The following is a 13,744-nucleotide window of genomic DNA, read 5'->3' on the forward strand; positions in this document are numbered from 1 at the left end:
GGGCGCGGCGGCTAGGCGCGCGCCGGCAAAGCCGTTTTGCCGGCGGCGCAAGGCGTTCAGACCATTAGTTGCCGTTCTTGATCTGCTGGCTGACCCCGTTTTCCTCCTGGTTCAGCACATTCTGTTCTTGCTTGGTGATGTGGCCGTGATCGAGCTTGGCCATGTCGCGTTCCTGCTGGCGGATGTTCTGGTCCTCCCGGTGCAGCTTGTGCGCTTCGGCCTGGTTGATTTTTCCGCTTTTTTCTTCCTGGTTGATGCGCTTGTTCTGGTTGGCCAGCCGCTTGTTCACCTCCTCTCGGCGGGGGTGGTGTTTCTGCCATTGGGTTTCGTTGGCTTGGGCCGCGCCGGCGCAGGCGAGGCCGCAGAGCAGGGTGGCAGACAGGATGTTGCGAGCGAGCTTTTTCATGATGTTCTCCCGAATGGGTCCAGGTAAGGATTACCTGAACTCAGCCTACGCCAAGGCAGGAAGTTGGGCTGGGTCAAGAAATATGTACATATATGTAAACAGCCGCTGTTTTACGGCTGTTCATAATTGCGGCGCGGGCAGGATCAGCTTGCCTGTTTGGCATGGCCATGTCGGCCCAGAAAATCCCGTTTGGCAGCGCTGGAGAGGCATTTGAAGGCGTGTTCGGCCTGCAGCGCGGCCGAACGGTCCGGGTACTCCACCACCATTTCGATGGAGACCGGCGGATTGAGGCGGGTGTAGCGCGCGCCCTTGCCGGCGGCGTGCTGCGCGAAGCGGCGCGCCACGTCGGTGCTGATGCCGGTGTACAGGGCGCCGCTCTCGCAGCGCAGCACGTAGAGAAACCAGGGCCGCTGCGGGCCCTGGCTGTCGGGCTTACTGCTCGTCGCCGCCATGGTTGGCCAGCGGGCTGATCAGCACGCGCTCGGTGCGGTTGCCCTTCTGCGCGGTGACGCGCAGCTTCCAGTCGCCCACGACCACTTCATCGCCCTCGCGCGGGATGCGTTCCAGGCAGTCCATCAGCAAACCGGCCACGGTGTGGAAGTCTTCATCCTCGAAATCGCCCAGCGTCAGGTACTGTTCCAGCGTCACCAGCTCCAGGCTGCCTTCCACGTTGTAGCTGCCGTCCGGATGGGCGACGATGGCCGGCAATTCATGGCGCTCGTGCTCTTCCGGGAATTCGCCGGCGATGGCTTCCATCAGGTCTTTCTGGGTGACGATGCCCTCCAGGCTGCCGAATTCGTCGACGACGAAGGCCATGTCGGCGGCGTGCTGGCGGAAGCTTTCCAGCGCTTTCAGCACGGTGACGGTCTCCGGCAGCACCAGCGGCTGGCGCAGCGCGGCGTCGATGTCCAGCGGACGGCCATCCAGCAGCTGCGCCAGCAAGTCCTTGCGGGCGACGATGCCCAGCGGTTCGTCTATGCTGCCGTCGCGGATCACCACCATGCGGGAGTGCGGGCTGTCGCGCAAGGCCTTGCGCTGGGCCGCTTCCGGCTGGCTCAGGTCCAGGCGGTGGATGTCGGCGCGCGGGGTGGCGATGACGCGGATCGGCCGTTCGGCCAGGGTCAGCACGCTGTGTATCATCGCGCGTTCGTTGTGGCCGAAGGCGGTGTCTTCCACCGGTTGCGGGCCGGCTTCGGGCTTGGCCTCGGGCGCCGCGCCGTCGGACAGGCGGCTGCCCATCAGGCTCAGCACGGCATCGGCGGTGCGTTCGCGGAAGCTTTGCGTGCGGTTCAGGTAGCGGATGCGGTTGGCCTGCGACACCTGGTTGAAAGCCTCGATCAGCACCGAGAAGCCGATGGCGGCGTACAGATAGCCCTTGGGAATGTGGAAACCGAAGCCTTCCGCGATCAGGCTGAAGCCGATCATCAGCAGGAAGCCCAGGCACAGCATCACCACGGTGGGGTGAGCGTTGACGAAGGCGGTCAAGGGCTTGCTGGCGGCGATCATCAGGATCATCGCCACGATGACGGCCAGCATCATCACCGGCAGATGTTCGGACATGCCGATGGCGGTGATGACCGAGTCGATGGAGAACACGGCGTCCAGCACCAGGATTTGCGCCACCACGGTGCCGAAGGCGGCATAGGCGCGTTGCGTGGCGCCCTTGGCGTGTTCCACGCCTTCCAGCCGCTCATGCAGCTCGGTGGTGGCCTTGAACAGCAGGAAGGCGCCGCCGCCCAGCATGATCAGGTCGCGACCGGCGAACGATTGGCCCCAGACCGAGAACAGCGGCGTCGTCAGGGTCACCAGCCAGGAGATGCTGGCCAGGAGTACCAGCCGCATGATCAGCGCCAGCGACAAGCCGGTGATGCGGGCGCGGTCGCGTTGTTCCGGCGGCAGTTTCTCGGCCAGGATGGCCACGAAAATCAGGTTGTCGATGCCGAGTACGATCTCGAGGATGATCAGCGTCAAGAGGCCCAGCCAGGCGGCGGGGTCGGACAGCCACGATAAGTCCATGATGGTGTAGAACGTTCCTTAAAGGGATAAAAAATCGATAAAAGCGTTACAAGGATACCAAATGCCATCGTTCCGGGCGGGAGAAATGCAAAACGCCCCGTTTGCGGCGGGGCGTGCATGATAACCGGGAAAGATTACAAGCCGCCGTAGGAGTGCAGGCCGGACAGGAACATATTGACGCCGAGGAAGGCGAAGGAGGTGACGGCCAGGCCGATCACCGCCCACCAGGCCAGCGGCGCGCCGCGCCAGCCTTTGACCAAGCGGATGTGCAGCCAGGCGGCGTAGTTCAGCCAGACGATCAGCGCCCAGGTTTCCTTCGGGTCCCAGCTCCAGTAGCCGCCCCAGGCGTCCGCCGCCCACATCGCGCCCAGGATGGTGGCGATGGTGAAGAACAGGAAGCCCACCGAGATGGCCTTGTACATCATTTCGTCCAGCACCTCGGCGCTGGGCAGGCGGTCTTTCAGCCAGCCCTTCTGCGCCATCAGCTCGCCGACGCCCAGCATCGCCGCCAGCGAGAAGGCGCCGTAGCCGACGAAGTTGGCCGGCACGTGTATCTTCATCCACCACGATTGCAGCGCCGGGATCAGAGGCTGGATCTCATGCGCCTTGCGGTCGAAGGTGTACCACAGGATGAAGAGTACCGCGGCGCTGATGACCAGCAGCACCAGCGCGCCGGCTTGGCGCGCGGCGAACTTGGCCTCGTAGTACAGGTACATCAGCGCGGTGATCAGCGTGAACAGCACGAAGACTTCGTACAGATTGGACACCGGGATGTGACCGACGTCCGGCGCGATCAAATAGCTTTCATACCAGCGCACGAACAGGCCGGCCAGCCCCATCACCGCGGCGGACCAGGTCAGCCCGCTGCCCATGCGCGCCAGCGAGTCCGAACGGCGCAGCAGCGCCACCCAGTAGACGCCGGTGGCGAGGAAGAACAGCGTGCACATCCACATGATGGCGGATTGGCTGGACAGCGCGTACTTGAGCCAGAACGCCTGCTGGCCGCGCGCCAGATCATGCTGGTACAGTGGGATGGCGGCCAGCGCCAAGGCGCCGGCCAGCGGGAAATAGCCGCGCCAGGCCTTCCAGAACCAGCCCAGCGCGATCAGGCCCAGCGCCGAACCGGCCAGGATGCCCTGCTCGTACACGTCCATATTGAGGTGGTACAGCTTGAAGGCATAGCCGGCGGCAGCCACGATCAGCAGCGCATAGGCCCAGTCCCACAGGTTCAGCCGCTGCCATAGCGGCACGCGGGCGTAAGCGGAATTGACAAGCTCCATCAGGCTCCCCTTGTCAGGTGTTGGATGGCGTCGACGTGACGCTGAAAGTCGGTATCCAGATCGCGATTGTGTCGATTCGACGTCATGGCCACCCGCAGATGGCGGCCATCCAGGCGTATCCACAGTCTTAGTTCCCGCACATAGAACATTAGCACGATGCCGAGCACAAGCAGGACTGATCCCAAGTACACCAGGATCTTGCCCGGCGAACGGGTCAGCTGCAGGCCGGACGACTGCACCTGGTCGAAACCGTCCAGTTGCAGGAAGACCGGCGCGCCGTAGTCATGCAGGCCGCTGGCGGCCACCAGGCCGTCCAGCAGGAAGCGGTAGTGGGCGGTGTCGGCGGCCAGCGGCTTGGCGCCGGCTTTCTCATCGGCCACCGCCATCACGTCGATCACCGCGCCTTGCAGGATCTTGATATAGGTTTGCGCCACCGCCTGGCGCTTGTCGGCCGGCACCCGTTCGTCCAGGAATTTCTCCAGTCCGGCGAAGCCGTTGTCGGCGAAGCGTTGCAGCACGCCCTTGACGCTGTCGCCGAACTGGCGGGCCAGCTTGGCGTCGATCACGCCGCCCTGTTGGGCCTTGCGGGTGGCGCGGGCCGCCGCTTCGTCGTACAGCGCCGGATCGCGCAGCGCGGCGTACAGGCGCATGAAGCGATCCAGCTTCATATCGTCGTCCAGCGGCAGGCGCAGGTACTGGAACGGCTCCGCCGGGGTGCGCCGCATGCCGGCCATCAGATATTGCGCGCCGTCCTGCTCGATCGGCGCCATGTAATGCAGGTACTCCACCGCCTGGCCTTGGGCGTCGCGCAGCTTGAAGCTGACGGAGGGGCCGAAGTTCTTCAGCGACTTTTCGTGCTTCACTTCGCGCGCGTCCTGCATGCGTTGCCGCAGCGTGGGGTCGGCCGCGTCCGGCTTGCCGATGTTTTCGATATTGAATACGCGCAGCTCGCCGAACTCCAGCGTGTAGTCCTTGCCGTTGGCGCGCAGCGGCTGGCTGTTCATCGATACCCCCGCGAGCGGTACCGGCGCCGCGTGCGGGGAGGCCAAGTTCCAGGCGTTGAAGCGCAGCGGCGAGCCGCCGTCGCCGAAGCTGGACTGATAGATGGCCACGCCGTCCACGATCAGCGGATGGTTGACCTTGACCGTCGCCTCGGTGCGCTTGCCGGTGGCCTTGTCTGTCACCACTATGTCGCTGGCGAACAGCTTGGGCATGCCATTGCTGTAGTAATCGACATGGAATTTCTTCAGCGTGACGATGAAGGGCAGCTCCTGCACCAGATAGCCGTTGCCGGAATTCAGGAAGGTGACGTCGGCGCTCTTGCCCTCGGCGATGTTGACGTTGCCGCGGAACGACAGATTGGACGTGCCGAGGCGGCTGGCGGCGGGAATCTGGCTTTGCGGGATGTCGCGGGTTTCCGGCACGATGCGGCCAGCCATTTCCGCCAATTTCAGCGGCAGGTTGCCGTCTATCAGCCCGCCGACGCAGATGACGATCAAGGCGATGTGGGCGAAGAAATAACCGAGTTTGCCGGCCGCGCCCTTCTTGGCCGCGATCAGCCGCACGCCGCTGCCGCGCTCGGTCTCCCGCCAGCGGAAGCCCTGGGCCTGCAGATAGCCGTACAGCCGCTGCGGATCGGCCTGCTCGGCGGTAAAAGCGGTGCTGTGCGCCATGGCGGCCAGCGAGCCGTCGCTGGCCTTTTCTCGGAACGAGCGCATCTGTTTGATGAAGCCCGGGCCGTTGCGCAGCACGCACAGCGTGGTGGACAGCACCAGGAAGGCCAGGATGGTCAGGAACCAGCCGGAATGGTAGACGTCGAACAAGCCTAGCCGTTCGAAGGCCTGGAACCAGAACTGGCCGAACTCGAAAGCATAGTTCGGATAGGGCTCGTTCTGTTTCAGCACGGTGCCGATGACCGAGGCGATGGCCAGGATGGTCAACAGGCCGATGGCGAAACGCATCGAACTGAGCAGCTCATACAGCGCGTGGACGGTGGAATGGCGGCGTTGATTTTTATTCATGGTCGGGAACACAAAAAGGGAAGCCCGCCTGGGGCTTCCCTTTTGAACGAGCCGGGTCGGCAAAGTTGCGGCTGCGCGCGCTTGGCGGAGGCGTGCCGGGCGGGCATGGCGCTCAGCGCAGGCCGGAGATGTATTCGGCGACGGCCTTCATCTCCTCGTCCGTCATGCGGCTGGCGATGTCGTACATGATGGAATTTTTGCGATCGGCGCCGGCCTTGAAGTCGGCCAGTTGCTTGGCGACATACGCGGCATGCTGGCTGCCCAGGCGCGGGAATTCGTCGGGCAGACCCTTGCCGGCAGGACCGTGGCAAGCCATACAGGCCGGCACATGGGTGGTATTGTTGCCCACGCGGTAAATCTTGGCGCCCAGCGGCATCAGCGCCTTGTCGGCGGCCTCGCGCTCCTTGGGCTTCTGTTCGCTGAAGTAGGCCGCGACATTGCGCATATCGTCGTCGGACAGCGTGGACGCCATGCCGAGCATGGTCGGATTCTTGCGCTGGCCGCTCTTGAAGGCTTTTAACTGGTTATACAGATATTGGGAACTCTGTCCTGCCAGCGAGGGATTGGCCGCCGCGACGCTGTTGCCGTCCACTCCGTGGCAGGCCGCGCAGACGGTATCGACGATCTGCTTGCCTTTCGCCGGGTCGCCCTGCGGGCCCGGAGCGGCTGCCAGCGCTGAGCCGGCCAGGGAAAAGGTTGCCATCGCCAACAGCATTATTCGTTTCATGGTCGCTCCTTTAGGGGTGAGCCCTAAAATATCTGTAAAAGTAGCAATTCCAAACCTGTTATTCTATACCAACTGATTTCAACCTTACTACCATGTCGATTTTTCAGAACGCCAGATTTTATACCACCGTCAACCACATGAAGGACCTGCCGGCCACGCGCGCCGAGGTCGCCTTCGTGGGACGCTCCAATGCCGGCAAGTCCAGCGCGATAAACACGCTGGCCAACCGCACGCGTCTGGCCTACGTGTCCAAGACGCCGGGCCGGACCCAGCACATCAACTTCTTCGAGCTGGGCGAGGAGTGCTTCCTGGTGGACCTGCCAGGCTACGGCTATGCCGAGGTGCCGGAGGCGGTGCGCGCGCACTGGGTGGAGCTGCTGGGTCGCTACCTGCAGACGCGGCAGAGCCTGATCGGCCTCCTGTTGATTATGGACGCTCGCCACCCGCTTAAGGAACTCGATCGCAGAATGTTGGATTTTTTCCGCGAAACCGGCCGCCCGGTGCATATCCTGCTGTCCAAGGCCGACAAGCTGTCGCGCCAGGAGCAGGCCAAGGTGCTGGCGCTGGTGAAGCGCGAGCTGGCCGATTACCCGGCCGTCAGCGTGCAGATGTTCTCCAGCCTGAAGAAGGCCGGCGTGGACCAGGTGGAGCAGGTCGTGAAGGGCTGGTTCGACGCGTTGCCGCCGGTGGACGAGCCGCCGCAGGAACTTTGATTGCGGCCCGCCACCTAAGCATTAGGTGTTCACACCTCCCGCTTGGCTCCCTGAGCGGGGCCTGAATCGTTGATATTTAGGCATTGCCCCGGTCCGAAAGGCCGGGGTTTTTTCTTGGGCGGCGGGCATGAAAAAAGGCGAAGGATGCATCCTTCGCCTTTCGCCCTGTGCCATACGATTCAGCAGTCAGCCTTACAAGCTGGAGATCACGGTTTCGACGTGAAGATTCTCCGCTACGGTGCGTACGGCCTCGTCCGAGGGGAACGGGCCCAGGCGCACCTTGTAGAGGCCTTCCTGGTTGACGATGCCGAGCTTGGAGTCATATTTGTCATCCAGCTGGTCCAGCATCTTCTGCAGCAGCGCTTCCGCGTTGGCCAGCTTGGTAAATGAACCCAGCTGCAGATATTTCGGATTGTCGCCTGCCTTCAGCTCGCGGACCGGCTCGGTCACCGGTTGCGCCGAAGCGACATAAGTATCGTCGGCGGCCGGCCAGACGCGGTCCACCGCGATCTTGGCGCTGCCTTGCTTGACGAAGCCAAGCTTGTAGGCGGCTGCAAACGACAGATCCATCAAACGGCTCTTGTGGAACGGACCGCGATCATTGATGCGGACCACCACGGACTTGCCGTTGGTCAGGTTGGTCACCCGGGCATAGCTCGGGATCGGCAGCGTCGGGTGCGCTGCGGTCATGGCGAACATGTCATAGCGTTCGCCCGAGGTCGTCTTGCGACCGTGGAACTGTTTGCCGTACCAAGAGGCACGGCCTGTGGCGTGGTAAGGCTTTTCGCGCACGTCAGGACGGAAGCTCATGCCCAGCGCCGAGTACGGCAGGTTAGCCGACTTGATCAGCGGCTCTTCTTGCGGCACGGCGTCGGGCACCAGATTCAGGTTGACCGGGATATGATCGGCCGGACCGTCGTTCTGGAAATAAGCCCCGTTCTTGGCGACGGTCTTCTTGTTTGTCGGCGTAGCCGACTGGTTTGTGGCACTGGCCGTCTTCACGGTGGAACAGGCCACAAGCACGAGACTGACAAATACAAGCCACAGCCATCGGAGTACAGGTTGCATAAACCTCCCTATGCTGTTGGGCCAACCTTGCGAACTGCTATGCCCCCCCTGCGAAGTCGATCTGGCGCCAAGCCTCATACACCGTCACAGCGACGGCGTTGGAGAGGTTGAGGCTTCTCGACTCGGGACGCATCGGCAAGCGAATCCTTTGTTGCGCCGGCAGGGCAGCCAGCACCTCTTGCGGCAAGCCGCGGGATTCGGGACCGAACAGAAAAACGTCCCCGGGTTGGTAGGAAATCCGGTCATGGCGCGTAGCGCCTTTCGTCGTCGCGGCGAAAATCCGCCGTCCCTGAAGGGCCTGCAGACAAGCAGACCAGTCTTCGTGGACCACGACGCGGGCATACTCGTGATAATCGAGTCCCGCTCGCCGCAACTTGGCATCCTCAAGCGGGAAGCCCATCGGTTTGACCAGATGCAGTTCACAGCCGGTGTTGGCACATAAACGGATCACATTGCCCGTGTTGGGCGGAATTTCCGGCTGAAATAGAACAACAGTGAACATCGTTGGCAGGCTGGATTGTTCCAAGGAATCAAAATCTTGGTCAAGTTTTTGGGGAAAACGCCCGGGCCAGCGCCCATCCGTCGACCCGTTTCGCACCCTGTTTTTTGAGCTCTCGAGCCAGGGAGGAGAGGGTGGCGCCGCTGGTGGCGACGTCGTCGATGATGGCGATGGAAAGCCCGTCGCAGCGGCGTTTTACGCCGAACGCATGGCGCACGTTTCTGAGTCTTTCGGCGCGGCCGAGCGAGGCCTGCGACGCTGTGTTGTATTTTCGCCAACACAGATTATCCGAAAAACGGGTGTTTATTGTACCAGCGAACGCTTTGGCAAGCTCGCCGCTCTGATTGAAGCCCCTTTTCGCAAGTCGTTCATTTGCCAATGGAACCGGAATGACAAGGTCGTATTCGTGGCCGGAGCCCTGCGCGAAATCGCTCAGCAGGCCGCCCAAAACCCCCGCCAAAGGCAGCCGTTTGCCATACTTGAAGGCATGAATCAGCCCGCTCAGGGGGTAGTCAAAAAGATAAGGAACGTGTAGCGCGTCGAAGTGCGGCGGCCGGCGTTGGCAGTGGGCGCACAGCATGCCGCCAAGCGTCGGTTCGGCGCAACGCGGACACTGTTCAGCGGGCAGGGTGGGCAGCATGTCGCGGCAAGGCGGGCATAGGCCGCGGCGGGTGCCGGCCTGTCCGCAAAGCAGGCAGTTCTGCTTAATTGGTGAGCAGTTGTCAATTATAGATGTAATTAAGTTTGACAGCATCGGGCCTGGCCCTCCAAGATTTTGCCGCCCGCCCTGTTGGCGGGATGGGCAATGCGTCCCCCTGTAATGACATTAGATGAATGGAGCGTACGATGCATACTGTACCGATGGAGTTCAAGCGCACGGCGGCGCCGCACCCGGAACAAGCCAACTGGAGCGTGGACGAGGTGGAGGCCCTGCTCGGTCTGCCCTTCATGGAGCTGGTGTTCCGCGCGGCAGAGATCCATCGGCAGTTTTTCGATCCGACCAAAATCCAGCTGTCGACGCTGGTGTCGATCAAAACCGGCGGCTGTCCGGAGGATTGCGGCTATTGTCCGCAGTCGCTGCACCATGACACGCCGGTAGCCGATCAGCCGATGATGACGGTGGACGAGGTGGTGGCGGCCGCGCGGCAGGCCAAGGCCAACGGCGCTGGCCGTTTTTGCATGGGCGCGGCCTGGCGCGGGCCGAAGGATGCCGACTTGGCCAAGACTTTGGACATGGTGCGCGAGGTGAAGGCGCTGGGGCTGGAGACATGCGCCACCTTCGGCCTGTTGCGCGACGGGCAGGCTGAGCAGCTGAAGGACGCGGGCCTGGATTACTACAACCACAACCTGGACACCGCGCCTGACAAATATGCGGATATCATCCATACTCGAGAGTATGAGGATCGGCTGGAGACGCTGGGCAAAGTGCGCAAGGCCGGCTTGTCGGTATGCTGCGGCGGCATCGTCGGCATGAATGAAACCCGGCGCGACCGCGCCGGGCTGATCGCCCAACTGGCCAATCTGGACCCGCAGCCGGAGTCGGTGCCGGTGAATAATCTGGTGCAGGTGGTGGGCACGCCGCTGGCGGATGCCAGCCGGCTGGACTGGACCGAGTTTGTGCGCACCATCGCCGCGGCGCGCATCGCCATGCCCAAGAGCTATGTCCGCTTGTCCGCCGGCCGGCGCGAGATGGACGAGGCGACCCAGGCCTTGTGCTTCCTGGCCGGCGCCAACTCGATATTCTATGGTGATAAGCTGCTGACCACGGGCAACCCCGATGTACTGGCCGACCAGACACTGATGGCCAAACTGGACTTGCGGGCCCTGTAATATTCTTTAGCAATTCTGCGCTGTCTGCTTAAATGCGAACCTATATATAGTGTGTCGTACCGAGGTGGTTCGCCGCCGCGGTTTGGTCAACCCACGCAAAAGAGTGCAACCATCATGCGCCTGCAAGATTTGTCCGCCGCCCTGAATGAACTGGATGCGAATCACCGCCTGCGCCGACGCGCCACCCTGGAGTCGCCGCAGGGAGTTGATATCGTCATTGAAGGTCAATCTTACCTATCGTTTGCCAGCAATGATTACCTGGGGCTGGCCGATCATCCGGCCCTGGTGCGTGCGCTGCAGCAGGGCGTCGAGCGCTGGGGCGCCGGCAGCGGCGCATCGCATCTGCTGACCGGCCACAGTGAAGCGCACCAGCGCGCGGAGGAAGCGCTGGCGCGCTTCGTCGGCCGCGAGGCGGCGCTGTTGTTCGGCTCCGGCTATGCCGCCAATCTGGCGGTGATCACCAGCCTGGTCGGCCGCGACGACGCGGTGTTCGCCGACAAGTTGAACCATACCTCGCTGAACGATGGCTGCCTGCTGTCGCGCGCCGATTTCCAGCGTTTCCGCCACAATGATCTGGAACATCTGGAACAGCTGCTGGCGGCGAGCCGCGCCTGTACCAAGCTGATCGCGGTGGACGCGGTGTACAGCATGGATGGCGACGAGGCCCCGCTGCCGGCCTTGCTGGCGCTGGCCGACCGCTACGACGCCTGGCTGTATGTCGATGACGCGCACGGTTTCGGCGTGCTGGGCGGCGGCCGCGGCTCGGCGGCGGAGCATGGCTTGGCCTCGGAACGGCTGATCTACATGGCCACGCTGGGCAAGGCGGCCGGTCTCGCCGGCGCTTTCGTCGCCGGCAGCCGGCTTTTGGTGGAATGGCTGGTCAATCGCGGCCGCACCTATATCTTCAGCACCGCGCAGCCGCCGGCGCTGGCCGCCGCGGTGGAAACCAGCCTGCGGCTGATTGCCGAGGGCGACGACCGCCGCGAACGGCTGCGGCAACTGGCGGCGCGCTGCCGCGAACGGCTGGCCGGCACGCATTTTGCCGGCAGGGCTTCCCGCACACCGATTCAAGCCATTATCATAGGCGAGGATGCTCATGCCATAAGGCAGGCTGAGCGCTTGAAACAGCAAGGCTTCTGGGTGCCCGCCATCCGTCCGCCCTCCGTGCCGGAAAACAGCGCGCGCTTGCGGATTTCCTTGTCGGCGCAGCACGAGCCGGCGCAGCTGGACGCGCTGCTCGATCTGCTGTTGCAAGCGCAGGATTGAACCCTGGCGGCGGCGCGCCCGCTGCAGTGGCAAATCCATCGGCCCGGAGCTTATGCTCCGGGCTTTTGCATGTCCGCCAGCTGGCGCGGCCGTGGGGAAGCGGCCTGAGCGTGGCATGCGGATTTTCCGGCTAACTCGTACTACGATAATGACATGATGAGCACGGCTGAATATTTGGAAAGTCCGGCGCAAGCCGCCGAGCGCGCCTTGGCGCTGTTGGGGCGAGGTGGCGGGTTGTCCGCCGCGGCGGTATGGGGGCTGTCCGGCGTGACCTGGCAGCGCCTGGCCAGTTTGGGGGCGGCCGACGGTTTGCCAAGCGCCGACGCTTTGGCCAGCGGCCGTCTGCCGGGACCGGATGGCGGCGCGCTGGCGTTGCGGATGGCGGATAACACGGTGGGCTGGCTTGTGTGGCGCGGACAGGCGCCGGCGGAGGCGGCCGACATCGCCGCGCTCTTGGGCGGGCACTTGTATTGCGCCGCGCTGCGCAGCGAGCAATCGGCGGCCCGGCTGGCCAACGAGACCATGCTGGAAATCAGCCTCTTGGCCGGCGAGTGCGCCAGCCTGGATCGGCTGCTGCCGCGCTTGCACAAGCTGATGCAGCGGCTGATGGATGCCAGTAATTTCGCCATCGCGCTGTATGGCGACGACGGCGCCAGCCTGCATTTTCCGTTCTACGTCGACAGGCGCGATCCGGCGCCGCCTTCGCCGCAAGCGATGCTGCCGCTGGACGACGGGCATGCCGCATTGGCCGCCTGGCTGCTGCGCGGCGGCAAGCCCATGGTGCTGACCGGCGAGCGCATCGCCGAACTGTGCCGCGACGAGAAGCTGGCGCAGCCGGCCGTGTTGCCGGCGTTCTGGATGGGCGCGCCCTTGGTGAACGCCGACGGCAATCCCATCGGCGCGGTCATGCTGCATGCCTATGAGGACCAGGCGGCGCTGACCTCGTCCGAGCAGTTATTGTTCATGTTCGCCGCCCGCCATGTCGGTTTCGCATTGGACCGGGTGCTTTACCGCAGCCAACTGGAACGCCAGGTCTGGCTGCGCACCTGCGAGCTGGAAGGCGCCAATGCCAGGCTGCGGGCCGAGGTGGCCAGCCGCAAGCAGGTGGAGAAGTTCCAGAACGCCTTGTTCCGCATCGCTGAATTATCCAACTCCAGTCTGTCGCTGGAGGCTTTTCTCAGCGGTCTGCACCGGCTGCTGTCGGAAATGGTGTCGGCGCGCAATTGCGTGGTGGCCTTATACGACAAGCTGAGCGACCGCATCACGTTTCCCTATTGCGCCGACGAATATGTCGAGGTCTTGCACCCGCGCAAGCCGGCCCAGGGCTATATCGAACAGGTGCTGCACAGCGGACGGCCGCTGCTGGTCGACCCGTACAGCCAGGTGCAGGCCGCGGTGGAAGACGGAGGCGCAAAGCCGCAAAGCTGGTTGGGCGTGCCGCTGTACTGCGACCATGAATTGCTGGGCGTGCTGGCGGTGCAGAGCTACGACGGCGAGGTGAACTATAATTTTCGCGATCAGGAAGTGCTGGAGTTCGTCGCCAACAACATCGGCGCGGCGCTGGCGCGGGTGCGCGCGCTGGAGAGCCTGCAGCAGGCCTATGCCGAGCTGGAACAGCGGGTGCGAGAGCGCACCAGCGAGCTGGACGCAGTCAATGCGCAGCTGGAGTTCGACAGCCTGCACGATCCCCTGACCAAACTGCCCAACCGCAACTACTTCGCCAAGGCGCTGCATCGGGCCTGGGAAGGCTTCGTCGCCGGTTCCGGTGACCGTTTCGCGCTGTTGTTCATCGACCTGGACCGCTTCAAGCTGGTCAACGACACCCTGGGCCACCTGGCCGGCGATCACCTGTTGTTCGAGGCCGGCGCGCGCATCCGTTCCTGCCTGCGCCACTATGATTTTCTGGCGCGTTTGGGTG

13 protein-coding genes are annotated in these 13,744 nt (G+C 63.4%); 4 read left to right on the forward strand and 9 right to left on the reverse strand.

The window, feature by feature from the left end:
* Nucleotides 1-64 precede the first annotated feature (64 nt).
* The 6 genes from JHD59_RS11660 to JHD59_RS11685 all read right to left on the reverse strand — a co-directional run bounded on the left by JHD59_RS11660 (nucleotide 65) and on the right by JHD59_RS11685 (nucleotide 6,450).
* On the reverse strand, nucleotides 65-406 hold the full coding sequence (locus JHD59_RS11660; RefSeq protein ID WP_199154367.1) for a hypothetical protein: 342 nt from the start codon (nucleotides 404-406) through the stop codon (nucleotides 65-67).
* Between the two features lie 143 nt (nucleotides 407-549).
* On the reverse strand, nucleotides 550-858 hold the full coding sequence (locus JHD59_RS11665) for a GIY-YIG nuclease family protein (RefSeq protein ID WP_199154368.1): 309 nt from the start codon (nucleotides 856-858) through the stop codon (nucleotides 550-552).
* A complete protein-coding gene (locus JHD59_RS11670; protein WP_199154369.1) occupies nucleotides 839-2,422 on the reverse strand; it encodes a TerC family protein in 1,584 nt (527 codons plus the stop codon). Before JHD59_RS11670 ends, JHD59_RS11665 begins: the two co-directional genes overlap by 20 nt.
* A gap of 134 nt (nucleotides 2,423-2,556) precedes the next feature.
* On the reverse strand, nucleotides 2,557-3,702 hold the full coding sequence (gene ccsB, locus JHD59_RS11675) for a c-type cytochrome biogenesis protein CcsB (protein ID WP_103321811.1): 1,146 nt from the start codon (nucleotides 3,700-3,702) through the stop codon (nucleotides 2,557-2,559).
* Nucleotides 3,702-5,723 (reverse strand): cytochrome c biogenesis protein ResB, encoded by a 2,022-nt coding sequence (locus tag JHD59_RS11680; protein WP_199154370.1) that lies wholly within the window; start codon nucleotides 5,721-5,723, stop codon nucleotides 3,702-3,704. Before JHD59_RS11680 ends, ccsB begins: the two co-directional genes overlap by 1 nt.
* A gap of 112 nt (nucleotides 5,724-5,835) precedes the next feature.
* Nucleotides 5,836-6,450 (reverse strand): cytochrome c, encoded by a 615-nt coding sequence (locus JHD59_RS11685; RefSeq protein ID WP_103321809.1) that lies wholly within the window; start codon nucleotides 6,448-6,450, stop codon nucleotides 5,836-5,838.
* A gap of 92 nt (nucleotides 6,451-6,542) precedes the next feature.
* Here JHD59_RS11685 and yihA point away from each other — a divergent pair, with 92 nt between their 5' ends.
* Nucleotides 6,543-7,163: a ribosome biogenesis GTP-binding protein YihA/YsxC gene (gene yihA, locus JHD59_RS11690; RefSeq protein ID WP_199154371.1), complete on the forward strand. Its 621-nt coding sequence runs from the start codon at nucleotides 6,543-6,545 to the stop codon at nucleotides 7,161-7,163.
* Nucleotides 7,164-7,355: 192 nt separating this feature from the next.
* Here yihA and JHD59_RS11695 read toward each other — a convergent pair whose 3' ends face one another.
* From JHD59_RS11695 to JHD59_RS11705, 3 genes are all read right to left on the reverse strand, one after another.
* Nucleotides 7,356-8,165: a septal ring lytic transglycosylase RlpA family protein gene (locus tag JHD59_RS11695; RefSeq protein ID WP_223253587.1), complete on the reverse strand. Its 810-nt coding sequence runs from the start codon at nucleotides 8,163-8,165 to the stop codon at nucleotides 7,356-7,358.
* A 103-nt stretch (nucleotides 8,166-8,268) separates the two neighbouring features.
* Nucleotides 8,269-8,733, reverse strand: a complete 465-nt coding sequence (gene trmL, locus JHD59_RS11700) for a tRNA (uridine(34)/cytosine(34)/5-carboxymethylaminomethyluridine(34)-2'-O)-methyltransferase TrmL (RefSeq protein ID WP_199154377.1) — start codon at nucleotides 8,731-8,733, stop codon at nucleotides 8,269-8,271.
* A 40-nt stretch (nucleotides 8,734-8,773) separates the two neighbouring features.
* Complete coding sequence (locus tag JHD59_RS11705; RefSeq protein ID WP_199154372.1) at nucleotides 8,774-9,484, reverse strand: ComF family protein; 711 nt, start codon at nucleotides 9,482-9,484, stop codon at nucleotides 8,774-8,776.
* A 107-nt stretch (nucleotides 9,485-9,591) separates the two neighbouring features.
* Between JHD59_RS11705 and bioB the strand changes: the two genes are divergently transcribed.
* From bioB to JHD59_RS11720, 3 genes are all read left to right on the forward strand, one after another.
* Entirely contained in the window at nucleotides 9,592-10,560 is a 969-nt protein-coding gene (bioB, locus tag JHD59_RS11710) for a biotin synthase BioB (RefSeq protein WP_233164016.1), read from the forward strand.
* Between the two features lie 114 nt (nucleotides 10,561-10,674).
* Entirely contained in the window at nucleotides 10,675-11,826 is a 1,152-nt protein-coding gene (bioF, locus tag JHD59_RS11715; protein WP_199154374.1) for an 8-amino-7-oxononanoate synthase, read from the forward strand.
* Between the two features lie 153 nt (nucleotides 11,827-11,979).
* The coding region (locus JHD59_RS11720; RefSeq protein ID WP_199154375.1) for a diguanylate cyclase at nucleotides 11,980-13,744 on the forward strand (1,765 nt) is incomplete at its 3' end.

The organism is Chromobacterium sp. ASV23, from assembly GCF_016428945.1.
Taxonomy (GTDB): Bacteria; Pseudomonadota; Gammaproteobacteria; order Burkholderiales; family Chromobacteriaceae; genus Chromobacterium; species Chromobacterium sinusclupearum.